Below are 25,156 nucleotides of genomic sequence, written 5' to 3'. Positions count from 1 at the left end.
GACCCCAATGGAAGATAAAGGTCGCGAATCCGACCATCTGATGCTGATCACGCCGGAGCGGGTATTCTATGCCGGCCTGCTGGGCCGCCCCCGCAAGAGGACGCCTGGCTGCTGCCACGTCTATGTGGCGGTCAAGGGCAATCTGCACCTGACGATCGACGACGTCCTCGCCACCGGCGAACTGCTCGTCACCCTCCCGAACCAGCGGCATTCCATTGCCAGCGACTACCGCACCGTGATCAGCGTGACCCTCGAGCCGGAAAGCATGCCGGATGGCGTGATCGAGGCTTTGGCCGCACGGCTGACCGGACCCGATCGGGCCGGCTATGCCCGCAAGATCCTTGCCGCCTACGCGTTGCTGCGCCGGCGCCGCTACGGCGACATCACCACCGCCGAATTCGACGAGATGTGCTTTGGCGAAGCGTTGCCGCGCCGCGTGCTCGATCCGCGTGTGATGCGCGCCGTCGCCCGCATCGAGCGCTTCTCCGGCGAGCCGGTGACGGCGGATACCTGCGCAGCCGAAGCAGGCCTCTCCGCCTCGCGCTTCCTGCATCTGTTCAAGGAAGAGACCGGCATCTCGTTCCGCTCGTTCCGTGCCTGGAAGCGTGCGCGGCATCTGCTGCACTTCGCCAACCAGGACCTCAACCTCGCCCATCTCGCGCAGGACATCGGCTATCCCGACAGCACCCATTTCAGCCATTCGATCCGCCGCTTCTACGGCCTGAAGCCGCGCGCGATCTTCGTCGGCTCGCGCGACCTCGCGATCTACCGCAGCACCGAGACGGTGCGGATGGCGGAGGCAAGCTAGCGCTGCTCTCGTAGGATGGGCAAAGCGGAAGCATGCCCATCATCTTTTCCAAACACCGAAATGTGGTGGGCACGGCGCAAGAGCGCCTTTGCCCGCCCTGCGATTCCTCGTTTTTTCCAGCTTCTCCGCGCAAGAAGCCGCATGTCGCGCGTCACATGATCGCAACCGTTGAATTCCCAACGTGCGAGACACTTTTGGCATGAGCGACAAGGCCGTCATCACCTGCGCGCTGAACGGCGTGCTCACCGATCCGAAGCAGCACAACGTGCCCGTGACGCCCGAACAGATGGCGCGCGAGGCCAAGGCTGCCTTCGATGCCGGCGCATCCATCATGCATATCCATCTGCGCCAGCAGGCGCCGGGCAAGGGACATCTGCCGTCCTGGGAGGTCGCGGTCAGCAAGGAGATTCAGCAGGCGATCCGCGAGGCCTGTCCCGGCGTCATCATCAACCACACCTCGGGCGTATCAGGGCCGAACTACTCCGGCGCGCTCGACTGTATCCGTGAGACAAAACCGGAGATCGCCGCCTGCAACGCCGGTTCGCTGAACTATCTGAAGGTGAAGGCCGACAACACCTGGGCCTGGCCGCCGATGATGTTCGACAACGCGGTCGAGAAGGTGAAGGACTATCTCGACGTCATGAACGCGGTCGGCACCATCCCCGAGTTCGAATGTTTCGACGTTGGTATTGTCCGCTGTGTCGGCATGTACACCCAGGTCGGCATGTACAAGGGCCCGCTCGAATATAATTTCGTGATGGGTGTGGCGTCCGGTATGCCTGCCGATCCCGAGCTGCTGCCGATCCTGTTGAAGCTGAAACGCCCCGAGGCGCATTGGCAGGTCACCGCCATCGGCCGCGAAGAGATCTGGCCGCTGCATCAGCGCTGCGCCGAGCTCGGCGGTCACTTGCGCACCGGGCTGGAAGACACCTTCTATCTCGCCGACGGCAAGAAGGTGACGTCGAACGGTCAGCTCATCGAAGCGGTCGCCGCCTGTGCGCGGCGCGCCGGCCGCGATATCGCCAGCCCGGCCGAGGCGCGGAAGATCTTTGGGACGAACAGGTAGGTATCGCCTCACCCGTCATTGCGAGCGAAGCGAAGCAATACAGAATCTCTCCGTGGAAATAGTCTGGATTGCTTCGTCGCTTCGCTCCTCGCAATGACGAGCAGGATAGAGTCATGTCCATTCTCGAAAACACCATTTCCCCCGGCGCCGCCGCCTACCTCGCCAACCGCGACGGCATGCTTGCGCTGATCGACCGCATGCGCGCGCTGGAAGAGCGCACTCGGGCCGCATCGGCTGCAGCGAAGGACCGCTTCCACAAGCGCGGCCAGTTGCTGCCGCGCGAGCGCGTCGCGCTGGTGCTCGATCCCGGTGCGCCCTTCATCGAGCTGTCGACGCTCGCCGGCTACATGTTCGACGTGCCGGATCCCAACAAGAGCGTGCCCGGCGGCGGCGTCATCGCCGGCATCGGCTTCGTCTCGGGCATCCGCTGCATGGTCAGCGCCAGTGATTCCGGCATCGACGCCGGCGCGCTGCAGCCTTACGGCCTCGACAAGACACTGCGGGTGCAGGAGCTCGCGCTGGAGAACAAGCTGCCTTATGTCCAGCTCGTCGAAAGTGCCGGCGCCAATCTGCTGCGCTACCGCGTCGAGGATTTTGTCCGCGGCGGCAACATCTTTCGCAATCTGGCACGGCTGTCGGCGGCAGGGCTGCCGGTCGTCACCGTCACGCACGGCTCCTCCACCGCGGGCGGTGCCTATCAGACCGGCCTATCCGATTACATCGTCATGGTGCGTGGCCGTACCCGCGCCTTCCTTGCCGGGCCACCGCTGCTGAAAGCCGCGACCGGCGAGATCGCGACCGAGGAGGAGCTCGGCGGCGCCGAGATGCATACGCAAATCTCCGGCCTCGGCGATTATCTCGCCGAGGACGACCGCGATGCCTTGCGCATTGCCCGCGAGATCATGGCGGCGATGGAATGGGAGCGGCCGGGCAGGGCGGCTCCAGAGTTCAAGCCGCCGCGCTACGATCAGGACGAGCTGCTCGGCATCATGCCGATGGACCACAAGCGGCCGGTCGACATGAAGCAGGTGATCGCCCGCATCGTCGACGATTCCGATTTCACTGAGATGGCGCCGAATTATGGCCCGGCTACGGTCTGCGGCCACGCCCGCATCGAGGGGCAGGCGATCGGCATCATCACCAACAACGGGCCGCTCGATCCCGCCGGTGCCAACAAGGCGACGCATTTCATCCAGGCCTGCTGCCAGACCCGCACGCCGCTGCTCTATCTCAACAACACCACCGGCTACATGGTGGGCAGATCTTATGAAGAAGCCGGCATGATCAAGCACGGCTCGAAGATGATCCAGGCCGTGACCTCGGCGACGGTGCCGCAGGTCACCATCTATTGCGGCGCCTCGTTCGGCGCCGGCAATTACGGCATGTGCGGCCGCGGCTTCCATCCGCGCTTCTGCTTTTCCTGGCCCAATGCCAAGACCGCAGTGATGGGCGGCGAGCAGGCCGCCGAAACCATGGCGATCGTGACGGAAGCCGCCGCAGCCCGGCGCGGCAAGCCGATCGAAAAGGACAGGCTCGACGCCATGAAGGCCGAGATCATCGGCGTGTTCGACGGCCAGATGGACGTGTTCTCGACCAGCGCGCGCGTGCTCGACGACGGTGTGATCGATCCGCGCGATACCCGCGCGGTATTGTCTGAGGTGCTCGCGGTCTGCCGCGAAGGCGACGCACGCACGCCCCAGCGCATGCAATTCTCGGTGGCCCGCCCATGAGGAACGGATCAGTGCTGCACCGCCCGTTCTTCAAGGTTTTGGTCGCCAATCGCGGCGAGATCGCATTGCGCGTGATGCGCAGTGCGCGGCGCTTGGGCTTGAGCGTCGTCGCGGTCTACTCGGATGCCGATCGCGATGCCCTCCACGTGCACCAGGCCGACCAGGCCGTGCGCATCGGTGAAGCCTTGCCGGTGCAATCCTATCTCAACATCCCCGCGATCATTGCCGCGGCGAAGGCGAGCGGCGCCGATGCCGTTCACCCCGGCTACGGCTTCCTCGCCGAGAACGAGGAGTTCGCGCGCGCCTGCAAGGATGCCGGCCTCGTCTTCATCGGCCCTTCGCCGCAGGCGATCGAGGCGATGGGCAACAAGGCCGGCGCCAAGGAGATCATGAAGAAGGCCGGCGTACCTATCGTCCCCGGCTATCAGGGCACTGAGCAGGGCGACGAAGTCATGCTCGCGGAAGCCGGAAAGATCGGCTTCCCTGTGATGATCAAGGCGGTCGCGGGTGGCGGCGGCCGCGGCATGCGGCTAGTCACCGATGCGGCCTCGTTTCCCGATGCGCTGCGCAGTGCGCGTTCCGAGGCGAAGGCGGCGTTCGGCGATCCCACCGTGATCCTCGAACGCGCCATCCAGAATCCCCGGCACATCGAGATCCAGGTGTTCGGCGACAGCCACGGCAACGCGATCCATCTCGGCGAGCGCGACTGCTCGGTGCAGCGTCGCCACCAGAAGCTGATCGAGGAGGCGCCGTCTCCCGCCGTCACGCCCGAGCTGCGCGCGAAGATGGGCGAGGTCGCTGTCGCCGCGGTGAAGGCGTTGCGCTACGAGGGCGCCGGCACGCTGGAGTTTCTGCTCGATGCACGCGGCGAGTTCTATTTCATGGAGATGAATACGCGCCTGCAGGTCGAGCATCCCGTGACCGAGGCGATCACCCGGCTCGATCTCGTCGAACTGCAGCTGCGCATCGCGCGCGGCGAGCCGTTACCCGTGAAGCAGCAGGACATCCGCTTCGAAGGCCATGCCATCGAGGTCCGCCTCTGCTCGGAAGATGCCGCGCAAGATTTCATGCCGCAGTCCGGCCGCATGGCGCGCTGGCAGGTGCCCGACGGTATCCGTGTCGAGCACGCGCTGCAATCGGGCTCGGAGATTCCACCGTTCTACGATTCCATGATCGCCAAGGTGATCAGCCACGGCACCACGCGCGAGGAGGCGAGGGGGCGGCTGATCGTCGGCCTGGAGCAGCTCACCGCGTTTGGCGTGACCACCAACCAGGCGTTCCTGATGTCCTGCCTGCGTCATCCCGGCTTCGCCAAAGGCGAGGCGACGACGGCCTTCATCAGTGCGCATCGCGACGAGCTGCTGACAGCGCGCGCGAACGCGGCATTCGACGTGGCGCTGGCGGGCCTGCTGCTCTACGTCACCAACCCACGCGCGCCGTCGTGGCAGGGCGGGCGGAGTCTCGCGGCCACCTTTCCGCTGCCGGCGAAAATCGAGATCGCCGGCGAGAGATACGAGCTCGAAGTCACGCGCGAGCGCGATGGCAGCTACAGTGTCGTCGTCGATGGACGTCAGGACAGGTTCGAGATCGATCAGCTCTATCCCGATTCCATCCGCTTCCGCCACGACGGCGTGATGGACAGCGCAAAAGTTCTGCGCGATGGCGATCGCCTCTACGTCCAGCACCGCGGCATCCCGCTGGCGATCACCGATCTCACCCTCGCCGCGCCGAAGGCGGCCGCAGCCAATGGCGGCGATGGCAAGGTCCGCGCGGCCATGAACGGCCGCGTCGTCGCCGTGCTGGTCAAGCCCGGCGACCGCGTCACCGCGGGCCAGCCGGTGTTGACGCTGGAAGCGATGAAGATGGAGCACGTCCACAAGGCCGGCATCGACGGCGTCGTCGCCGCGATCGACGTCACCGAGGGTGAGCAGGTGACCACGGGCAGGATCGTGGTGGAGATCGAGGCGGGCTGATGCCAAGCTCGTCATTGCGAGCGTAGCGAAGCAATCCAGAATCCCTCCGCGGTAACGGTCTGGATTTGCTTCGCTGCGCTCGCAATGACGATGGGGCGAGATGCTGCCTCAAACTCCGCTCTGACAAGGGGCGGGGGACGACAGTGGAGCTATTGGCTCCGACCCGTCCCCTCGTTCAGCAAGCACGCCACCTGATGCCCGTCGCCGGCGTCGAGCAGCGCCGGCCGCTCCGTCTTGCACCGCTCCATCGCAAACCGGCAGCGGGTGTGAAACGCGCAGCCGGAGGGCGGGTTGACCGGGCTGGGCACATCGCCATCGACCAGCGGGGCCAGCTTCTTCGCAAGCGGATTGGCGATCGGCACCGAGGCGAGCAGGGCCTGCGTATAGGGATGCCTGGGATTGCGGAACAGCTCGTCCTTGTCGGCGATCTCGACGATGCGGCCGAGATACATCACGGCGACGCGGTGGCTGATATGCGCCACCACGGCAAGATCGTGCGCAATGAAGAGATAGGAGAAACCGTGTTGGCGCTGCAGGTCGATCAGGAGATTGATCACCTGCGCCTGGATCGAGACGTCGAGCGCGGAGACCGGCTCGTCGCAGACGATCAGGCGCGGCTCGAGCGCGAGCGCGCGTGCGATGCAGATGCGCTGGCGCTGGCCGCCCGAAAACTGATGCGGGAAATTGCGCATCTGGTCGGGCCGCAGGCCCACTTGCTCGAACAGTTTCGCGACCCGTGTCTCCAGCTCCTTGCCGCTCGCAAGCCCGTGCACGGCCAGCGGCTCCCCGACGATATCGCCTGCGGTCATGCGCGGATTGAGCGAGGCGAACGGGTCCTGGAACACGATCTGCATCGAGCGGCGATGCGGACGCAGCGCGGTCTTCGATAGATGGGTGATGTCCTCGCCGTCGAGGCGGATCTGGCCAGAGGTCGGCTCGACCAGCCGCAGCACGCTGCGCGCCACCGTGGACTTGCCGCAGCCGGATTCGCCGACGAGACCCAGCGTCTCGCCGATTCCAAGCGCGAACGAGACGCCGTCGACGGCATGCACGGTGCCGACTTGCCGCCGCAGCACGCCGGCGCGCACGGGGTAGTGCTTCTTGAGATCGGTGACTTCGAGCAGCGTCGCGGTCATGCCACCTCCGCGACTTCTTCCGCGCGCCAGCAGGCGGCGAGATGGCCGCCACCCCAGTCCGCCAGCGGCGGATATTCGGCCTCGCAACGTTTGATGGCGAGCTTGCAGCGCGGCGCGAAGGCGCAGCCCTTCGGCAGCCGCACCAGCGATGGCACCGTGCCGGGAATTTCGTTCAGCCGCGCCTGCGCAGGGACACCGGAGGCGGGGACGGCCGGGATCGAGGCCATCAGCCCGCGCGTATAGGGATGCTTCGGCGAGGCAAACAGCGCTTCGACGCTGGCCTCCTCAACCTTTCGCCCGGCATACATCACGACCACGCGCTGCGCGGTCTGCGCAACGACGCCGAGATCGTGCGTGATCAGCACGAGGCCGGTGCCGAGCTCCTTCTGGAGGTCGAGCATCAGCGCCAGGATCTGCGCCTGGATGGTGACGTCGAGCGCGGTGGTCGGCTCGTCCGCGATCAGCAGCGCCGGCCGGCACGCCAGCGCCATCGCGATCATCGCCCTCTGGCGCATCCCGCCGGAGAGCTGGTGCGGATACTCCCGCGCGCGCCGCGCCGGCTCGGGGATGCGCACCAGCCGCAGCATCTCGACCGCGATGTTCTGGGCCTCTTTCGCCGAGATGTTCCGGTGCAGCCGCACGGCTTCGACGATCTGGTCGCCGATCCGCATCACCGGATTGAGCGAGGTCATCGGCTCCTGGAAGATCATGGAGATGCGGTTGCCCCTGACCCTGCGCATCTGCGTTTCATCCAGCGCCAGCAGGTCGGTGCCTTCGAGCGAGACGGAGCCTCCGACGATGCGGCCGGGCGGATCGGGCACGAGCCGCATCAGCGAGAGCGCGGTCACGCTCTTGCCGCAGCCGGACTCGCCGACGATCGCCAGCGTCTCGCCGCGCTTCACGCTGAAGGAGAGATCGTCGACGGCCTTGAAGAGGCCGGAGTTGGTGAAGAACACCGTCTTCAGGTTCTTCACCTCGAGCACGAGATCGGATTTGTCCGCCATCAGCCGCGCTGCCTCGGATCCAGGATGTCGCGCAGGGCATCACCGAACAGATTGGCGCCGAATACGGCGAGGCTGATCGCGATGCCTGGGAAGATCACGAGCCACGGCGCGGTGCGGACATATTCGGCGGCGGATTCGGAGAGCATGCGCCCCCATGACGGATAGGGTTCGGGAATGCCGAGGCCCAGGAAGGACAGCGAGGCTTCGGTGAGGATGGTCGAGCCGAGCTGCGCCGTCGCCAGCACGATCAGCGGCGCCAGCGTGTTCGGCAGCACGTGGCGCAGCGCGATCCGCATCTCGCTCATCCCGATCGACTTTGCGGCTTCGACGAAGGGCTGCTCGCGCAGCGCCAGCGTGTTGGCGCGGATGACGCGCGCGACCGTCGGGATCAGCGGAATGGCGATGGCGATGATCACATTGGGCAGCGAGGGGCCGAGCGCCGCCGTCATGACCAGGGCCAGCACCAGCAGCGGCAGAGCCTGGAGAACGTCGGAGACGCGCTGGAACACGAGATCGACCCAGCCCGAGAGATAGCCCGAGGTGAGGCCGACGATCACGCCGATGGTGCCGCCGAGCGCGGTCGAACCGAGCCCGACCGCGAGCGAGATCCGCGCGCCGTGAATGATGCGGCTGAACACGTCGCGGCCGAAGGAATCGGTGCCCATCCAGTGCGCCAGGCTCGGGCGGGCCAGCGCGCGGGCCGAATCGACCGTCAGGGGATCGTAGCGTGCGATGAAGTCGGCGAAGATTGCCGTCAGCACGAACACCGTCATGATAACGAGCCCGGCCGCGCCCAGCACATGCCGCTGCGCCATGAACAGCACGCGCCGCCAGCCGCCGGTTGCATGCGCGCCGGCCCGCCTCAGTTCGAGATCATAGTCGATCGCGGCCAAGCTGATCTCCTATTCCGAGTACCGGATCCGCGGGTCGAACACCGCATAGAGCATGTCGACGGTGAAGTTCGCGAACACCACCACGACGGCGATGAACATCACGAGGTTCTGCACGATCGGATAATCGCGCCAGCGGATCGCCTCCACCAGGAATCGCGCGACACCGGGGATATTGAACACGGTCTCGGTGACGATCAGGCCGCCGATCAGGAACGCCGCCTCGATGCCGATCACGGTGATCACGGGCAGGATCGCGTTCTTGAGCGCGTGGTGATAGTTCACGGCCGCATCGGAGGCGCCCTTGGCGCGCGCGGTGCGGATATAGTCCTGCCGCAGCACCTCCAGCATCGAGGAGCGCGTGATGCGCATGGTCAGTGCCGCGCTGCGGAAGCCGACGGCGGCGGCCGGCACGGCATAGGTCGCGAACGCCTCGAGCCAGGTCTTCGGATTCGGGTTGAAGATCGGCATCTGGCCGAACATCGCCACCGACGCGGTGAGGATCAGAAGGCCGAGCCAGAACGAGGGCAGCGACAAGCCGCTGAGGCTGACGACGCGCAGCGCGTAGTCGAGCTTTGTGCCCTGCTTCACGGCACTGATGACGCCGAGCGGAATGCCGATGGATGCCGAGAACAGCAGCGCCAGCCCGGCGAGCCGCGCGGTGATCGGGATCCGTGGCAGGATCTCCTGAAGCGCCGGCTTTTCGGAGACATAGGAGTAGCCGAGATCGCCGCGCAGCAAGCCGCCGATCCAGTGCAGATACTGCGCAACCAATGGCTGGTCGATGCCGAGCTGTTTCTCGAGCTCGGCCTTGTCGGCCGGATCGACATAGCCGGCGGCGGCGAACAGGATATCGACGATGTTGCCGGGCACAATGCGCAGCAGGAAGAAGATGACGACCGAGATCCCGAACAGGGTCACGAGCATCAGGAACAGGCGCCGCACCAGATAGGCAAACATCACGTGCCTCCGTCGAGCCGCTGATCTTTAGCCTGACGCTACTTGTCGAGCCACACATCCTCGTAGCGGAAGCCGTTGTAGGAGCTGTTCGACATGATCGTGACGCCCTTGACATAGGGCTGCCAGCAGGTGCCGGCCCGTGCATGGAAGATGATCGGGCGGGCGACATCCTCCTGCAGCTTCTTGTCGATATCCCACACCAGTGGCTTGCGCTTGCTGACGTCGGTCTCTTGCGACTGCACGTCGAACAGCTTCTCGATCTCCTTGTTGCAGTAATTGGTGTAGTTCCGTTCCGAGCCGCAGGAATAGTTCTCGTAGAACGATTGGTCGGGATCGTCGACGGAACTGCCGGTCAGATTGAGGCCGAGCATGTAGTCCTTGCGCGCGACTTTCGGAAACCAGTTTGCGGTTTCCACGACATCGAGCTCGCCGTCGATATAGATGCTCTTGAGCTGGTCGATCAGGATCACCGCGGGGTCGCGATATTCCGCGAGATTGCGCGTCGAGACCTTCACCGCGAGATGCTTGTCCGGACCGTAGCCCGCCTTCTGCATCAGTTTCTTGGCTTCCTCGCGGTTCGCGTTGACGTCGGGCCCATAGCCCGGAATGGTCTGGAGCTTGTCCTTGGGCATGCCCCAGATGCCCTGCGGTGGCGGCAGCATGGTGCCGCCGATGTCGGCCTGGCCCTCGAACAGAATGTCGACGAACGCCTTGCGGTCGAGCGCAAGCGCCATCGCCCGGCGGATATCGATGTTGTCGAACGGAGGCGAGGTCGAATTGACGATGATGTTGGTGGAAACGTTGGTTGGCTCGACGACGCAGGTCGCGTTCGGCGCCTGCGACTTGATGTCCTTCAGCAGCGGGATCGTGATGTGCGTCGGAAAGGTCATGTCGAACTTGCCGGCGACGAAAGCGAGGATCGCGGTCGAGCGGTTCGAGATGATCGTGTACTCGATGCCGTCGAGATAAGGCAGGCCCTTCTTCCAGTAGTCCGGATTTCGCGTCAGCTTGATCGATTCATTGGCCTTGAACTCGACGAATTTGAACGGTCCGGTTCCGATCGGATGAGTGCGCATCTCCGCCGGCGAGACGTGACAGGGGTAGATCGGCGTGTAACCGGACGCGAGCATCGCCAGCAGCGAGGGTTGCGGCCGCTTCAGGTCGAAGGAAATCTCGAAATCGCCGCTCGTGGTGACCTCGTTGACTTCGCTGTACCAGGCCTTGCGCGGATTCTGCCGCAGCTTCTGCTGCGATTTGCCCATCAGGAGATCGAAGGTGCATTTAACGTCGGCCGACGTGAATGGATTGCCGTCATGCCATTTCACGCCCTGGCGCAGTTTGAACGTCAGCTTCCTGTTGTCGCTGCTCCAGGACCAGCTTTCGGCGAGCTCCGGCCGGAGCGTATCAGGACTGTTCTGCGCGATGTGCTGATCGTAGATGACGAGGTTGTTGAACACGCCCATGAACGGCACGTTGACCGAGTAGGTCGCGCCCTCGAGGATGGATGCGTTGGCCGGACTGTCGCGGTGATACATCCGCAGGATACCGCCCTGCTTGGGCTCGCCGGCGCGCGTGGCGGTCGAGGCCGTCAGCACAGATAGCGCCGCCATTGCGGCGAGCGCCCACACGCTCCGCATGCTCATCCTCCCTGGACCTCGGCCTTTTGCGACCTGTTTGTCAGACGATAGCGAGGCGGATGGAGCGAGGCAACGGGCAAGGCTCTTTGCGGCCTTGGCAATTTGGATGACGTAAGGCCGCAGGCTTCTTCACACTTTCACAATGTGCGAGTGCAGGTGCGAAGTAGCGGTTCCCGCGCTGACGTTATGTGCAGTCCTATCCCCATGCTCCGCCGTCCTCCCGGATCGGCGCGCGCTTGAGGCGCGCTTCTCCGGGACGACAGTGGAGCTTGCGGCGCCCCTCACACGATCCGCGACGCCTTGTTCCCCCAGTACCGGTCCCTGAGCAGCCGCTTGTACAGCTTGCCCGTCGGCAGCCGCGGCAGTTCCTTCTCGAAATCGACTGAGCGCGGCACCTTCTGTCGCGACAACGATTTTGCGCAGAACGCGATCAGCTCTTCGGCGAGAGCCGGCCCCGGCACCACGCCCGGCATCGGCTGCACCACCGCCTTCACCTCTTCGCCGAGATCGGCATTGGGCACGCCGAACACCGCGGCGTCGGCGACCTTCGCGTGGGTGATCAGCAGGTTCTCGCATTCCTGCGGATAGATGTTCACCCCGCCGGAGATGATCATGAAGGTCGCGCGATCGGTGAGGTAGAGGAAGCCGCCCTTGTCGACATAGCCGACGTCGCCAACCGTGCTCATGCTGCCGTCGGCCGAGCGCGCCTCCCTGGTTTTCTCGGGATCGTTGAAATATTCGAACGGCGAGGCGGTCTTGAACCAGACCTGGCCCGGGGTGCCGACCGGGCACTCCCGCATGTTCTCGTCGAGAATGTGGAGGTCGCCGAGCAGCACCTTGCCGACGGTGCCGCGATGAGCGAGCCATTCCTCGCTGTTGCAGGCGGTGAAGCCGAGGCCTTCGGTGGCGCCGTAATATTCGTGGATGATCGGTCCCCACCATTTGATCATGTCGTCCTTGACCAGGGCCGGGCAGGGCGCCGCGGCGTGGATCGCGATCTCCAGCGAGGACAGGTCGTAGCGGCCACGCACCTCCGCCGGCAACTTCAGCATGCGCGAGAACATCGTCGGCACCAGCTGCGTGTGGGTGATGCCCCATTGCTCGACGAGCTGGAGGTAACGTTCTGGATCGAAACTCTCCATGACGATGACGGTCCCGCCCATGCGGATCGTGAGGTTCACGGCGGCCTGCGGCGCGGAGTGATAGAGCGGCGCCGGCGACAGATAGACCATGCCCTCGCGGTAGTGCCAAAGCTTGGTCAGAAAATCGAACAGCGGCAGATTGTGCTTCGGCGGCTCTTCCGGAAGGGGCCGTAAAATGCCCTTCGGCCGTCCGGTCGTACCGGATGAATAGAGCATGGCGGTACCGAGCCATTCATCCGCGATCGGTGTTGTCGGCATGTCCGCGGTCACGTCCGCAAGTCCGACGATACGTTCGCTCTCGCCCGGACCATCGGCGACGATGCAGAGCTTGACGTCGGGGCAGGCCTGAATCGCCTCGCGCGCGATGACGAGCTTGGCCAGCGACGTGATCAAAATCGTCGACTGGCTGTTGACGAGGAGATAGGCGAGCTCGCCCGGCGTCAGGAAGGAGTTGATGCAGGTGTAGTAGAGCCCGGAGCGCTCACCCGCGCCGCAGGCCTCCAGGTAGCGCGAATTGTTCTCCATGAAGATCGAGTAGTGATCGAGCCGCTTCAAGCCGTGCTTGCGGAACAGATGCGCCAGGCGATTGCTGCGTGCCTCGAGCTCGCGATAGGTGACGGTCTCGCCCGTCGCCGCCATGATGAATGCGGGCTGCAGCGGGCGCAGGCGGGCGTGGCGACCAGTGTACATCTATCCTCCGGCTTGGATCATGCGGCGAGAAGCAGGATTTCTTTGATGTCGGCGGGACCTGTGATCTTGCGCGGGTTGCGCGGAATCCAGTTCGTTCGCATGGCCTGTTCGGCGATTGTCTCGAAATGCTCCGGCAAGACGCGCATCTCGGCGAGGCTGCGCGGCATGCCGAGTGAGCGGATGAAGGCATCGAGCACGTCGGCGGCATCGCGGCCGGGATAGCCCATCGCGGCGGCGACGATCACCTGGCGCTCGGCATTGTCGCGCGCGTTCCAGCGCATCACCGCCGGCAGCATGATGCAGGAGGTGTAGCCGTGCGGCACGCCGAAGGCGGCCCCCAGCACGTAGCCGATACCGTGGCTCGCACCCATCGGCACACCCGCTGCGAGCGCGCCCATCGACAGCCAGGTTCCGATCTGCGCATCCATGCGGGCGTCGAGATCGGCAGGGTCCGCCTTCACCCGCGGCAGTGCATCGGCGAGCATGGCAAGGCCCTTGACCGATTGCGCGTCGGCATAAGGGTGGGTCTCGCGCGAGCAGATCGCTTCGACGCAATGGTCGACGGCGCGGATGCCGGTCGACAGGAACAGCCATTCCGGCGTGTGCACGGTGATGCGTGGGTCGAGGATGGTCGCGCGCGGCACCATGAGCGGATGCCGCAGCATCTGCTTCACGTTGCTGCTGCGGTCGGTGACGCCGGCAATCGATGAGAACTCGCCGCCGGCGATGGTGGTCGGCACGCTGATCTGGCGCACTGTCGGCGCGTTCATCTCGGGTGCGACGCCCTTGTGCACGCGGATTCGTTCGATGCCGTCGATGTCGTCAATGTCGTTGGCAAGACAGAGCTGCACCGCCTTGGCGCCGTCGGTGATCGAGCCGCCGCCGACGGTGACGATCAGGTCGGCGCCCGCCTCGCGCGCTGCATTGGTTGCCGCGATCACCGCCTCGCGCGGCGTGTGCGCCGGCATGGCGTCGAACAGGCCGGCACAGCGCTCGCCGAGCGCGTCCTTGATTTTCGTGATCTCGCCGGTCTGACGGTTCAGCGTCCCTGAGACCATCAGGAAGGCGCGGCGGGTTCCCAGCCGGTCCATCTGCGCGACGATCGCGCCGGCCGCAGGATGGCCGAACACGACCTCTTCGATCGCGCCAAAAACGACACGTCCCTGGTGCACGCCCGTCCTCCCCGGACAATTCGTCTTGTTTTGTAAGGGACAGTCTAGCCGAGCCCGCCGCGTCCGTCATGCGCGAACACGCTGGCGGCTCCTTCTCTCTCTCCCCGCACGCGGCCGCACGCGGGGAGAGGCGAAGAATGCTGCGCGTGCGCGACCACCCCTTCCTCTGTCAACCCACCATCCGGCCAGGGCATCTGGCCGGGCATTGCGCGTGCAGTGGTCTTGAAGAGTTCATCTTTGCCACCCATGTTGTGGCCCCCGCAGGTGGAGGCGTACCCTGCTTTTTCCGCGGCTTTTATGCGAGGACCTGGGATGAGCGGACCGGACGGAAGCGAGCAGTTTGTCAAAAAGCACGATTTCGTTCAGCTCAGCGCCATTGCCGGGCTTCTCACCGCATCCTTCGCCCTCGCCGGCTGCGACAAGCCGGCATCGCAGGCAGCTGCCCCGCCGCCTCCGCCGGTGACGGTGGCCCAGCCTGTCAAGCGCACCGTCACCGATTGGGACGAGTTCACCGGGCGCTTCGAGGCGGTCGAGGAGGTGCAGGTGCGCCCGCGCGTCGGCGGCTTCGTCAATTCCGTCGAATTCCAGGACGGCGCCATCGTGCGTCAGGGCGACCTGCTCTACGTAATCGACCCGCGTCCGTTCGAGGCGGTGGCCGCGCAGGCGGACGGCCAGCTCTCCGACGCGCGCGCCAAGGTAGAGCTTGCCAAGCGCGAGCTCGATCGCGGCCTCAACCTGGTGCAGACCAGCGCGGTCTCCGAGCAGGTCGTCGACCAGCGCCGCCAGGCCTTGCAAGCCGCGCACGCTGCCGAAGTGCAGGCCGAAGGTGCGCTGAAGGCCGCCAAGCTCAACATCGAGTTCACGCATGTGACCGCGCCGCTCACCGGCCGCGTCAGTCGCCATCTCGTCAGCCCGGGCAATCTCGTGCAGGGTAGCGACAACGGCGCCTCGACACTGCTGACCTCGATCGTGACGCTCGATCCAATCTACATCTATTTCGACATGGATGAAGCGACCTACATCAAATACAGCAAGCTGTGGTTCGAAGGTAGGCGCCCGAGTTCGCGCGACACCGCGAACCCGGTGCAGGTGACGCTCGCCGGCGAGACCAAGCCCTCGCATGAAGGTACCATCAACTTCCTCGACAACCGCCTCGATGTCTCCACCGGCACGCTGCGCAGCCGCGCCGTCATCAAGAACACCGATCTGTCGATCCTGCCGGGTCAGTTCGGCCGCGTCCGCCTGATCGGCAGCGCGCCCTACGAGGCGTTGCTGATCCCCGATGTCGCTGTTGCAACCGACCAGTCCCGCAAGATGGTGTTCGTGGTCAAGCCTGATGACACGGTGGAAGCGCGCCCCGTGGTGCTGGGACCGCTCGACGACGGCCTGCGCGTGATCCGCGAAGGGCTGAAGGCTGATGACCGCGTCATCGTCAACGGCATCCAGCGCGCCCGCGTCGGCGCCAAGGTCGCTCCCCAGACCGCGCAAGCTCCGGCCGGTGGCAAGTCATGAATCTCGGCCGCCTCTCCATCAACCAGCCCATTTTGGCGATGGTGCTGTCGATCGTGCTCTTGATCGTCGGCGCGCTCGCCTACACGACGCTGCCGGTCTCCGAATATCCGCAAGTGGTGCCGCCGACCGTCGTCGTCACCACGCAATATCCCGGCGCCTCGGCGCAGACCGTGTCCGATACCGTCGCCGCTCCCATCGAGCAGGAGATCAACGGTGTCGAGGACATGCTGTATCTCTACAGCCAGGCGACCTCGAACGGCCAGCTCACCATCACCGTCACCTTCAAGCTCGGCACCGACCTCGACAAGGCGCAGGTGTTGGTGCAGAACCGTGTCGCGATCGCGCAGCCGCGACTGCCCGAGGAGGTCCAGCGCAACGGCGTCACCACGCGCAAGAACTCGCCCGACATCCTGATGGTCGTATTCATGCTGTCGCCCGACGACACGTTCGACCAGCTCTACATCTCCAATTATGCGCTGCTCCAGGTTCGCGACCAGCTTTTGCGCATCGACGGTGTCGGCGACATCCAGATCTTCGGCGCGCGCGATTATTCGATGCGGCTGTGGCTCGACCCTGATCGAATCGCAAATCTCGGCCTGACCTCGACCGAGGTGCTGGCGGCCATCCGCGCCCAGAACGTGCAGATTGCGGGCGGACAGATCGCCGAACCGCCTATCGTTGACCGCGCCTTCCAGCCGAACCTCGTCTTCACGGGACGGCTGAAGGACCAGAAGCAGTTCGAGGACATCCTGATCAAGGCCGGTTCCGACGGGCGAACGGTGCGGCTGCGCGACGTCGCACGCATCGAGCTCGGCGCGCTGGCCTATTCCACCAACAGCTTCCTGCTGCGCAAATCGGCGGTCGCCATGCTGGTGACGCAGCGGCCCGGGTCGAATGCGCTCGCGACGGCGAAGCACATCTCCGACACCATGACGAAGCTGAAGGAGAGCTTCCCGAAGGGTCTCGACTACAATATCGGCTACAATCCGACCGAGTTCATCGCCCAGTCGGTTCATGAGCTGATCAAGACGATCTACGAGGCGATGCTGCTCGTGGTCGTCGTGGTGCTGGTGTTCCTGCAGGGATGGCGGCCCGCGATCATTCCGATCATCGCGATCCCGGTCTCGCTGGTCGGCACCTTCGCGGTGATGGCGGCGCTTGGATTCTCCATCAACAATCTGACCCTGTTCGGCCTCGTGCTCGCGGTCGGCATTGTGGTCGACGACGCCATCGTGGTGGTCGAGAATGTCGAACGCCATCTCGAGCACGGCCTGAGCCGGCGCGATGCGGCGCTGAAGACCATGGAGGAGGTCGGCGGCGCGCTGGTTTCGATCGCGCTGGTGCTGTGCGCGGTGTTCGTCCCGACCGCGTTCCTCGGCGGCATCTCAGGGCAGTTCTTCCAGCAGTTCGCCGTCACCATTGCCGTTGCGACCGCGATCTCCTGCTTCTGCTCGCTGACGTTGTCACCGGCGCTGGCCTCGCAGATCCTCACTCCGCACGAAGAGAAACGGCCGCCGGCGGCCTGGAACGTCATCGCGCGGGCATGGGGCGCCTTCACCGGCCTGTTCAACCGCGTGTTCGACCGGCTCTCGCATGGCTATGCCGGCCTCGCCAATTTCGTCATCCGGCATTCGGTGGTGATGCTCCTGATCTATGTCGTGCTGATCGGCAGCGCCGGCTGGCTGATCGTGACCACGCCGCAGGGCTTCATCCCGGCGCAGGACCGCGGCTACGTCATCGTATCGGTGCAACTGCCGGGCGCGGCCTCGCTGGCGCGCACCACGGAAATCGTGCGCGAGATCGAGCGCATCTCACTGGATACGCCCGGCATCGTCCGCGTCGCTGCCTTCGCCGGCTTCTCCGGCGCCACGCGTACGCAGGCCGGCAATGCGGCGGCTCTGTTCCCGGTGTTCGATGAGCCGGAGGTGCGGCTGAAGAAGGGGCTGTCCGCGAACGCCATCACGGCCGAGCTGCGCAAGCGTCTGTCCGCGATCCAAGGTGCATTCATCATCGTGATTCCGCCGCCGGCCGTGCCCGGCATCGGCACCGGCGGCGGCTTCACCATCCGCGTTCAGGACCGCCAGGGTCGAGGGCCGGAAATGCTCGCAGCCGCGACCGACGAGCTGGTTGCTGCCGCGCGCAAGGCGCCGACCCTGACCTCGGTGTTCTCGCCGTTCACGGCGAACACGCCGCAGCTCTTCGTCGACATCGATCGCACCAAGGCGCAGAAGCTGGGCGTGCCCATCGCCAACATCAACGACACCATCCAGACCTATTTCGGATCGACCTATGTCAACGACTTCAACCTGTTCGGCCGCACCTATCACGTCACCGCGCAGGCCGATTTCCCGTTCCGAAAGGAACCGAGTGACCTTGCGCGCCTGCGCACGCGCAATGCTTCCGGCGACATGGTGATGCTCGGCAGCGTGGTCGAGTTCAAGGACGTCTCTGGTCCCGACCGCGTCGCGCGCTACAATCTCTATGCGGCGTCCGAGCTCCAGGGTGAGCCGGCGCCGGGCGTAAGCTCGACCACCGCGCTCAATACCATCAAGAAGCTCGCCGACGACACCCTGCCGAGCGGCTTCACCTTCGAATGGACGGACCTGTCCTATCAGCAGGTCACTGGCGGAAATGCCGGTCTCTACGTCTTTCCGATCTGCGTGCTGTTCGTCTATCTCGTGCTCGCCGCGCAATATGGCAGCTGGACGCTGCCGTTCGCGGTGATCCTGATCGTGCCGATGTGCCTGCTCGCCGCCACCATCGGCGTGCGTATCATGGGCCAGGACGTCAACATCCTCACCCAGATCGGTTTCGTCGTGCTGGTGGGATTGGCGGCAAAGAACGCGATCCTGATCGTCGAATTTGCGCGCGACATCGAGCTCGAAGGCAAGCCGCGGCTTGAGGCGGTGATCGAAGCCTGCCGCCTGCGCTTGCGGCCGATCCTGATGACCTCCTTCGCCTTCATCCTCGGCGTGCTGCCGCTGGTGATCTCGACCGGCTCCGGCTCGGAGATGCGGCAGGCCGTGGGCGTTGCCGTGTTCTTCGGCATGCTCGGCGTCACCCTGTTCGGGCTTCTGTTCACGCCGATCTTCTATGTCGTGGTGCGGAACCTGGCGGAAGGACGGCGCGACAAGAAGCCGGAGGTGGTAGCCTGACGTCGGCCTTTAACCAATGGTGCATCCTCGATCACGGTGTCGTCCCGGACAAGCGCGAGCGCATATCCGGGACCCATACCCCCAGGGAGTGGTTGTGGGCGCGAGGCGGTAACCACGAGTCTTCGTCAAACTGGATCCTGTGGCTATGGGTCCTGGATCAGCGCTCCGCTTCGTTGCGCTTGTCCGGGACGACATCGATTTTGCGGCGCGCCCTTCATACTAACGACCAACATGCAATGGATGGGCAGGCGTGGGGTTCTTCACTACTATCCGCGCGATTTCACAACAGAAGACTGTCGGGAGATAACATATGAAATCAGCACTTTTGGCGGCCGCTGCGTCTGCCTTGTTGTTGGCGGTGCCGGCCTCCGCGCAAGGCGTCAAGATCGGCATCCTCAATGACCAGTCCGGCGTCTACGCCGATTACGGCGGAAAATGGTCGGTCGAAGCGGCCAAGATGGCGATCGAGGACTTCGGCGGCGAGGTGCTCGGCCATAAGATCGAGCTCGTCACCGCCGACCACCAGAACAAGCCGGATCTGGCGACCTCGATCGCGCGTCGCTGGTACGACGTCGAGAACGTCGACATGATCACGGAGCTGACGACTTCATCGGTCGCGCTTGCGATCCACGAGCTCTCCAAGGAAAAGAAGAAGATCGACATCGTCGTCGGCGCCGCGACCTCGCGGCTGACGGGCGATGCCTGCCAGCCCTACGGCTTCCACTGGGCCTATGACACCCGCGCGCTCGCGGTCGGCACCGGTGGTGCGCTGACGAAAGCCGGCGGCGACACCTGGTTCTTCCTCACCGCCGACTACGCCTTCGGTTATGCGCTGGAGAAGGACACCAGCGAGATCGTCACCGCCAACGGCGGCAAGGTGCTCGGCTCGGTGCGCGTGCCGCTCAATTCGTCGGACTTCTCCTCGTTCCTGCTGCAGGCGCAGAGCTCGAAGGCGAAGATCGTGGGCCTTGCCAATGCCGGCCTCGACACCACCAACTCGATCAAGCAGGCGTCCGAGTTCGGCATCGTCTCCGGCGGCCAGAAGCTCGCGGGCCTGTTGATGACGCTCGCCGAGGTCAACGGCCTCGGGCTTCAGGCCGCGCAAGGCCTGGTGCTGACCGAAGGCTATTACTGGGATCTCAACGACAAGGCCCGCAATCTCGGCGAACGCTTCTTCAAGCGCACCGGGCGGATGCCGAGCATGATCCACGCCGGCACCTATTCGGCGACACTGAGCTACCTGAAGGCCGTCAAGGCCGCCGGCACCAAGGATCCGGATGCCGTCGCCAAGAAGCTGAAGGAGCTTCCGGTCGACGACGACTTTGCGCAGGGCGGCAAGGTGCTCGAGAACGGCCGCATGGTCCACGACATGTATCTGTTCGAGGTCAAGAAGCCCTCGGAATCGAAGAAGCCCTGGGATTACTACAAGCTGCTGGCCACCGTCCCCGGCGACAAGGCCTTCTTCACCGCGAAGGAAAGCGGCTGCCCGCTGACGAAGTGAAGCTCTCGTGTCCCGGACGCGCAGCAGCGCAAGACGCTGCTGCGCAGAGCCGGGACCCACGCCTTTCCGGCCATGGAGGCCTGACTGGGTCCCGGTTCAGCGGCGCAGCGTTGCACGCTGCACCGGGACATGAGCACGCGCGATGCCGTGCTTCACTTCACCAGCCGCAACACCACCGCCCCGATCGCCCCAACCCATAGCGCAATGGCAGCAAGCGCCTGGATCGCAAAGCCCGGGCCGCGTTTTGCGGCGGCCTGCGAATAGCCGATGAAATAGATGACGCGGCCGATGATCCAGACCGCGCCGAGTCCGGCTGCGATGGCGTCGCTGATGTAGATCGCGAACAGCCAGAGCGCGGGCAGGAGAATGGGCATCCATTCCAACGTGTTCATCTGGATGCGGAAGGCCCGTTCGAAATCCGGATGGCCCGACATCGCCGGTACCTTGACGCCGGTCTTGTCGCGCGAGCGCGAGACGTTGATGGCGGTGAAGAAATAAAACGCGATCGCCAGCAGGGTGACGAGGGCGGTGAGATGATACATCGCTGGTTCCTTCGAGGAGATCGCGCCTCAATATCCGGTCAGCTCGAGATAGCCAACGCCGTCATGTGTCCCGGCAAGGCTGATCGGTCCTTCCCAGTATGAAAATCCGGTCCCCATCCAGGCCCCGGGATTGAGCGGCTTGCAAAGGATCGAGAATGATCGCGAGGGAATTGCGATCTGCCATTCCACCGGCAACTTGCGTCCAGCAACGTCCGCGGTGGCCTTCGGCATCATCTGGATGTCGCCGCCCGCGATCATCTGCGTGTTGCCGCCGGCGCTGATCCAGTTGCCGAACGGATAATTCTTGCCGTCCTTCTGCCGCAGCCGGTACAGCATCAGCTTGTCGCCGGATGAAAGATGCAGCGAGAGCCAGTCCCAGCCGGTCTGGTCGGCATCGAGCGGCTGGCTGCTCCATTCCCTGTCCATCCAGGCCTGGCCCGAGACATCGACCGCCTTGTCGTCGATGGTGAGCGTGCCGCGCGCGCGATAGAACGGCTGGCTGTAATAGTAGGACGCCTGCCCGAGCTCCGACTTGCGGCTGTAGCCGCCATCCCCCTGCAACACCACTGGGCGCTCGGCTTCGAGCGTCAGCGCATAGCTGAAATCGGTGCCGGAGGCCCTCAGCGTCGACGGCGCCAAGGTGCGATCGTCGGTGCGCTCGAGACTCTTCATCTCCCAATCGTCGATCCAGGCATCGAACGGTTTGGCCGTCACGCCGGCCTGCCCGACGCCGCCGCGTGAAAATGTTTCGGCGAAGCGGTGAGTGTCGGCGCGTGTCACCGCGGCATGCGCCATCCACACCTGTTGATTGGCCCAGCCTTCGCGTTGCGGGCCCGGCTGCGCCGCCTGGCGGAACAGCGTCCATTGCAGACCACAGGCGGCGCCGCTGCTGTCTGTGAGGTTGGCCGTGAGATACCACCACTCGATGCGAAACTCCGGATGCGGCCCGTGATCGGCGGGGAAGGTGAATGTCCTTCCCGGCGTCACCTTCGCGAAGCCGTCGGCGGTCTCGCCGAGTCCGGCATAGCCTTGCGCGCCTGCGCGGCGCGCGAGAGCGAGGGCGGCAATGCCGCCGGCGAATGTACGCCGCGAGATTGCGTCAGCGCTCATTGGCAAACACCTTGACGAGATTCGCCGGCTGCATCCGCGCCAGCCGCACCATCGGCAGCAGCGCCGCAAACAGCGAGGCCAGCAGCGCGACCGCGACCAGCTCGATCAGCTGCAGTGGAAACACATGGAACGGCAGCCGCCAGCCAAATGCTTTCACGTTCACGATTTCGATCAGGCACCACGCCACCAAGAGGCCGAGCGGCACGGCCAGCACCGCCGTGAACAGCGCGACCGACAGCGTCTGGGTCAACTCGATCGCGGCCAAGCGCGGCCGCGTCAGGCCGATCGCCCACAGCGGCGCGAGCTGCGGCAGGCGGGAATTCGCCAGCGTCAAAAGGCTGGTGAGCAGCGCGATGCCGGCGACGCCGAGCGTGAACGCGTTCAGCGCCGACGTCACCGCAAAGGTGCGGTTGAAGATGCGGATCGATTCCGCCCTCACCGTCGCCTGGTCGGCGACGCTGCGATCGTCGAGCGCGAACTCCTTCTGCAGGGCCGCGATCAGGGCGGGGATGTTCTCCTTCGCGACGATGAGGCCGATCCGCGTCTGCGGCGTCTGCGGGAACTGCCGGATAAGTGCGGCGACATTCACCGTGAGCTGCCCCTTGGGGTTGCCGTAATCGGCATAGATGCCGACGATGTCGAGCTCCCAGCTCCCGCCCGGCGCCGGCACCTCGACGACGTCACCGATCCGCACATTCAGCCGGCGGCTCAATTGCTCGCTGATGAAGGCGGCATTGCCGGGCACCAGCTGCGTCCAGGCGCGCGGCGCGGTTTCCAAGAGGGGCCAGCGCTCGCGATACAGCGCGTGATCGGGCAGGCCAAGCAACTCCACCGATTGGCCCTGGATTTGCGCCTCGGCGCGTCCGCCCGAGAGGATCGCCTGCACATCGCTGCGATCCTTCAGCCAATTGCGGATCGCGACGGCTTGCGCATTGTCGGACGCGCTGATGTAGACGTCGGCGGCGAGCCGCCCGTTGAGCCAGCCGATGAAGGTGCGGCTGAACGTCTCCACCATAGTGGACACCCCGACATTGACCGCGAGCGCGAGCAGCAGCGCCATCAGCGCGAGCGACAATCCGGAAAGCTGTTGCCGGCTGTCGGCCCAGAACCACAGCGCAAGCGGGCCTCGCGCAACGCGCTGGCCGGCGAGCAGGATGATGTCGAGGAAGGCCGGCAGGATCAGCGCCGCACCCAACATCAGCGCCGCAAGCACGCCGAACCCTGCGATCAGCGACTGTCCGTAGTGGAGCAGCAGCAGTGCGACCGCGAACACGGCGCAGGCCGCACAGCTCTGCAGGACCAGCCAGCGGCGTTGCCGCTGTTGCCAGGCGCGCGGCTGCGCGGTCGCCAGCACCGGCATCCTGATCGCCTTGATCAGGCTGGTGGCGGCCGCAACAAGTGCGCCGGCAACGCTGATGCCGATGCCGGCAACCCACCATTCGGGTCGCAGGCTGAGCTGTCCCGGAATCCGTGCGCCATAGAGCCCGCGCAGCGAGGCGGCGACATCGGGCAACAATGCGGCTGCGATGACATAGCCGCAAACGAGCCCGATCAGGCCTGCGACCAGCGCCAGTGCCACCAGCTCGATCACCAGCACCGTGTTGACCAGCCGCGCCGAGGCGCCGCAGGCCCGCAAGGTCCGCAGCATCGGCAACCGCTGCTCGAAGGCGAGGCCGACGGCCGAGTTGACGATGAACAGGCCGACGAAGAACGACAGCAGGCCGAACGCCGTCAGATTGAGATGGAAGCTGTCGGTGAGACGCTCCAGCTCCGTCTCGGCGGTCGGCTCGATCAACTGCAACCGCTCGCCAACGAGGCTCGCGAGCGGCGCCGGCTTGCCTTTCGGCTTGCCGATCAGCAGCCGCGATATCTGGTCCGGCTTGTTCAGCAATCGCTGTGCCACGCCGATATCGACCACCAGCACGTCGGGCGCGAGCTGCGGCTGTACGCGTAGCGGCGGCAGCTTTGCGCCGCTGCTGATCGGCGGTGACGCGCCTTCGGTTTCCCGCAAGTCGCTCAACGTCTCCCGTGCCACCAAGGTCTGGCCGGGCGGTGCCACAAAGCTGCTCAGATCCGAGGCGCCGAGGCGCGGCGCGTTGCCGACAGCGACCGGCAGCGTCACCGGCTCGATCCCGAGCAGCCGCACCGAGCGTCCGTTGATCTGGATCCTGCCCTCCAGCGCCGGTGACACCGGCCACCCGGCGCGGCGCAGCTTTACGAACAGCTCTTGCGGAAAGGTTGCCGCATTGGGAGCGACCAGCATCGCGGTGCGCACGCCGCCGAACGTCGCCGCCGCGCGGTCATAGGCGCTGCGGGCCTGCTGGTTGATGGCCTGCACGCCGCTCCACAGCGCGGTCGCCGCGGTCAGTCCGATCAGCAGAGTCGCGAACTGCATCCCGTGCCGCCGCCAATGGCTCAGGAGCACCGCCAGCACCCACAGCGCGCGCCTCATGCGATTCGTCCTGCATGCAAGGTGAGATGACGGTCGAGCGTCGCGGCCAGATGCAGGCTGTGCGTCACCATCAGGAAGCCGCAGCCGGTGCGCGCCACGAGGTCGCGCGTCAACGCCAGCACGTCCTCGGCGGTGGCTTCATCGAGGTTGCCGGTCGGCTCGTCCGCCAGCAGCAGCGAGGGCTTTGTCGCCAGCGCCCGGCCGATCGCGACCCGCTGCTGCTGGCCGCCTGATATTTGCTCTGGATAGCGTTTGAGCAGGCTGCCGAGTCCGAGCCGCTCGACAAGCTCCTTGGTCCAGGCTGCATCGTGCCGCCCGGCGATCCGCGCCTGGAAGGCGAGATTGTCCGCCACCGAGAGGCTCGGGATCAGGTTGAATTGCTGAAAAACCAGGCCGATGCGGTCGCGCCGCAAGCTGGCACGTCCCGCATCCGACAGCTTGGTGACCTCGATCTCCTCCAGCCGGATCGTGCCGCCATCGGCGGCATCGAGTCCCGCGATCAGGTGCAACAAGGTGCTCTTGCCGCTGCCGGACTCGCCGGTCAGCGCGACGCGTTCGCCAGCCTTGAGGTCGAGATCGACGCCGCGCAGCACATGGACCGGCTCGCCGGCCGCGGAGAAGGTCTTGGAAAGATTTCGGATGCTCAGCACAATGAATGGCGCCGGACGGAATTAAC

The 25,156-nt window shown here is 65.1% G+C and carries 18 protein-coding genes; 7 read left to right on the top strand and 11 right to left on the bottom strand.

Annotation, left to right across the window (positions count from 1 at the left end):
• Positions 1-7 precede the first annotated feature (7 nt).
• The 4 genes from P6U27_RS36510 to P6U27_RS36495 all read left to right on the top strand — a co-directional run bounded on the left by P6U27_RS36510 (position 8) and on the right by P6U27_RS36495 (position 5,577).
• Entirely contained in the window at positions 8-808 is an 801-nt protein-coding gene (locus tag P6U27_RS36510) for a helix-turn-helix domain-containing protein (protein WP_407120581.1), read from the top strand.
• A 199-nt stretch (positions 809-1,007) separates the two neighbouring features.
• Positions 1,008-1,874 carry a 3-keto-5-aminohexanoate cleavage protein gene (locus tag P6U27_RS36505; RefSeq protein WP_407193495.1) on the top strand — a complete coding sequence of 289 codons (867 nt, stop codon included), beginning with the start codon at positions 1,008-1,010 and terminating at the stop codon, positions 1,872-1,874.
• A 113-nt stretch (positions 1,875-1,987) separates the two neighbouring features.
• Complete coding sequence (locus P6U27_RS36500) at positions 1,988-3,604, top strand: acyl-CoA carboxylase subunit beta (RefSeq protein WP_407193494.1); 1,617 nt, start codon at positions 1,988-1,990, stop codon at positions 3,602-3,604.
• Positions 3,601-5,577, top strand: a complete 1,977-nt coding sequence (locus P6U27_RS36495; protein WP_122406173.1) for an acetyl-CoA carboxylase biotin carboxylase subunit — start codon at positions 3,601-3,603, stop codon at positions 5,575-5,577. Before P6U27_RS36500 ends, P6U27_RS36495 begins: the two co-directional genes overlap by 4 nt.
• Before the next feature lie 149 nt (positions 5,578-5,726).
• Here the strand turns inward: P6U27_RS36495 and P6U27_RS36490 are convergent, their stop codons facing one another.
• The 7 genes from P6U27_RS36490 to P6U27_RS36460 form a co-directional block, all read right to left on the bottom strand.
• Positions 5,727-6,713, bottom strand: coding sequence for an ABC transporter ATP-binding protein (locus P6U27_RS36490; protein ID WP_407193493.1), 987 nt, complete (start codon positions 6,711-6,713; stop codon positions 5,727-5,729).
• Complete coding sequence (locus P6U27_RS36485; protein ID WP_122406171.1) at positions 6,710-7,717, bottom strand: ABC transporter ATP-binding protein; 1,008 nt, start codon at positions 7,715-7,717, stop codon at positions 6,710-6,712. The genes P6U27_RS36490 and P6U27_RS36485 overlap by 4 nt, the downstream gene beginning before the upstream one ends.
• On the bottom strand, positions 7,717-8,610 hold the full coding sequence (locus P6U27_RS36480; protein ID WP_122406170.1) for an ABC transporter permease: 894 nt from the start codon (positions 8,608-8,610) through the stop codon (positions 7,717-7,719). The genes P6U27_RS36485 and P6U27_RS36480 overlap by 1 nt, the downstream gene beginning before the upstream one ends.
• Positions 8,611-8,619: 9 nt before the next feature.
• Positions 8,620-9,567 (bottom strand): ABC transporter permease, encoded by a 948-nt coding sequence (locus P6U27_RS36475; RefSeq protein WP_122406169.1) that lies wholly within the window; start codon positions 9,565-9,567, stop codon positions 8,620-8,622.
• A gap of 38 nt (positions 9,568-9,605) precedes the next feature.
• Complete coding sequence (locus tag P6U27_RS36470; protein WP_407193492.1) at positions 9,606-11,204, bottom strand: ABC transporter substrate-binding protein; 1,599 nt, start codon at positions 11,202-11,204, stop codon at positions 9,606-9,608.
• Positions 11,205-11,485: 281 nt separating this feature from the next.
• Positions 11,486-13,036, bottom strand: coding sequence for an AMP-binding protein (locus P6U27_RS36465; protein WP_407193491.1), 1,551 nt, complete (start codon positions 13,034-13,036; stop codon positions 11,486-11,488).
• Between the two features lie 17 nt (positions 13,037-13,053).
• Positions 13,054-14,208, bottom strand: a complete 1,155-nt coding sequence (locus tag P6U27_RS36460) for an iron-containing alcohol dehydrogenase (protein WP_122406168.1) — start codon at positions 14,206-14,208, stop codon at positions 13,054-13,056.
• A gap of 312 nt (positions 14,209-14,520) precedes the next feature.
• Here P6U27_RS36460 and P6U27_RS36455 point away from each other — a divergent pair, with 312 nt between their 5' ends.
• From P6U27_RS36455 to P6U27_RS36445, 3 genes are all read left to right on the top strand, one after another.
• Complete coding sequence (locus tag P6U27_RS36455) at positions 14,521-15,720, top strand: efflux RND transporter periplasmic adaptor subunit (RefSeq protein WP_162500511.1); 1,200 nt, start codon at positions 14,521-14,523, stop codon at positions 15,718-15,720.
• Positions 15,717-18,875, top strand: coding sequence for an efflux RND transporter permease subunit (locus P6U27_RS36450; RefSeq protein WP_122406166.1), 3,159 nt, complete (start codon positions 15,717-15,719; stop codon positions 18,873-18,875). The genes P6U27_RS36455 and P6U27_RS36450 overlap by 4 nt, the downstream gene beginning before the upstream one ends.
• Before the next feature lie 310 nt (positions 18,876-19,185).
• Positions 19,186-20,376 carry an ABC transporter substrate-binding protein gene (locus P6U27_RS36445; RefSeq protein ID WP_122406165.1) on the top strand — a complete coding sequence of 397 codons (1,191 nt, stop codon included), beginning with the start codon at positions 19,186-19,188 and terminating at the stop codon, positions 20,374-20,376.
• Positions 20,377-20,528: 152 nt separating this feature from the next.
• On the opposite strand, the gene P6U27_RS36440 is transcribed toward P6U27_RS36445, so the two are convergent.
• The 4 genes from P6U27_RS36440 to P6U27_RS36425 are packed head-to-tail and all read right to left on the bottom strand — an operon-like array spanning position 20,529 to position 25,130.
• Positions 20,529-20,918 (bottom strand): MAPEG family protein, encoded by a 390-nt coding sequence (locus tag P6U27_RS36440; RefSeq protein ID WP_407193490.1) that lies wholly within the window; start codon positions 20,916-20,918, stop codon positions 20,529-20,531.
• Between the two features lie 27 nt (positions 20,919-20,945).
• A complete protein-coding gene (locus P6U27_RS36435; RefSeq protein WP_407193489.1) occupies positions 20,946-22,028 on the bottom strand; it encodes a lipocalin-like domain-containing protein in 1,083 nt (360 codons plus the stop codon).
• The gene (locus P6U27_RS36430; protein WP_122406162.1) at positions 22,018-24,480 is read right to left on the bottom strand and encodes an ABC transporter permease; all 2,463 of its coding nucleotides are present in this window, start codon (positions 24,478-24,480) and stop codon (positions 22,018-22,020) included. Before P6U27_RS36430 ends, P6U27_RS36435 begins: the two co-directional genes overlap by 11 nt.
• Complete coding sequence (locus P6U27_RS36425; RefSeq protein WP_122406161.1) at positions 24,477-25,130, bottom strand: ABC transporter ATP-binding protein; 654 nt, start codon at positions 25,128-25,130, stop codon at positions 24,477-24,479. The genes P6U27_RS36430 and P6U27_RS36425 overlap by 4 nt, the downstream gene beginning before the upstream one ends.
• Positions 25,131-25,156 lie beyond the last annotated feature (26 nt).

Origin of the sequence: Bradyrhizobium sp. STM 3566 (assembly GCF_045571445.1) — a bacterium.
GTDB lineage: Bacteria > Pseudomonadota > Alphaproteobacteria > Rhizobiales > Xanthobacteraceae > Bradyrhizobium > Bradyrhizobium vignae.
The sequence above is the reverse complement of the archived record's forward strand: the minus strand, read 5'-3'. Positions and strand labels throughout refer to the sequence as shown.

Excerpts from the sequence above, each read along its gene's own strand:
- P6U27_RS36510 (WP_407120581.1), top strand. The coding sequence starts at position 8 with ATGGAAGATAAAGGTCGCGAATCCGACCATCTGATGCTGATCACGCCG.
- P6U27_RS36505 (WP_407193495.1), top strand. The coding sequence starts at position 1,008 with ATGAGCGACAAGGCCGTCATCACCTGCGCGCTGAACGGCGTGCTCACC.
- P6U27_RS36500 (WP_407193494.1), top strand. The coding sequence starts at position 1,988 with ATGTCCATTCTCGAAAACACCATTTCCCCCGGCGCCGCCGCCTACCTC.
- P6U27_RS36495 (WP_122406173.1), top strand. The coding sequence starts at position 3,601 with ATGAGGAACGGATCAGTGCTGCACCGCCCGTTCTTCAAGGTTTTGGTC.
- P6U27_RS36490 (WP_407193493.1), bottom strand. The coding sequence starts at position 6,713 with ATGACCGCGACGCTGCTCGAAGTCACCGATCTCAAGAAGCACTACCCC.
- P6U27_RS36485 (WP_122406171.1), bottom strand. The coding sequence starts at position 7,717 with ATGGCGGACAAATCCGATCTCGTGCTCGAGGTGAAGAACCTGAAGACG.
- P6U27_RS36475 (WP_122406169.1), bottom strand. The coding sequence starts at position 9,567 with ATGTTTGCCTATCTGGTGCGGCGCCTGTTCCTGATGCTCGTGACCCTG.
- P6U27_RS36470 (WP_407193492.1), bottom strand. The coding sequence starts at position 11,204 with ATGCGGAGCGTGTGGGCGCTCGCCGCAATGGCGGCGCTATCTGTGCTG.
- P6U27_RS36465 (WP_407193491.1), bottom strand. The coding sequence starts at position 13,036 with ATGTACACTGGTCGCCACGCCCGCCTGCGCCCGCTGCAGCCCGCATTC.
- P6U27_RS36455 (WP_162500511.1), top strand. The coding sequence starts at position 14,521 with ATGAGCGGACCGGACGGAAGCGAGCAGTTTGTCAAAAAGCACGATTTC.
- P6U27_RS36450 (WP_122406166.1), top strand. The coding sequence starts at position 15,717 with ATGAATCTCGGCCGCCTCTCCATCAACCAGCCCATTTTGGCGATGGTG.
- P6U27_RS36445 (WP_122406165.1), top strand. The coding sequence starts at position 19,186 with ATGAAATCAGCACTTTTGGCGGCCGCTGCGTCTGCCTTGTTGTTGGCG.
- P6U27_RS36440 (WP_407193490.1), bottom strand. The coding sequence starts at position 20,918 with ATGTATCATCTCACCGCCCTCGTCACCCTGCTGGCGATCGCGTTTTAT.
- P6U27_RS36435 (WP_407193489.1), bottom strand. The coding sequence starts at position 22,028 with ATGAGCGCTGACGCAATCTCGCGGCGTACATTCGCCGGCGGCATTGCC.
- P6U27_RS36430 (WP_122406162.1), bottom strand. The coding sequence starts at position 24,480 with ATGAGGCGCGCGCTGTGGGTGCTGGCGGTGCTCCTGAGCCATTGGCGG.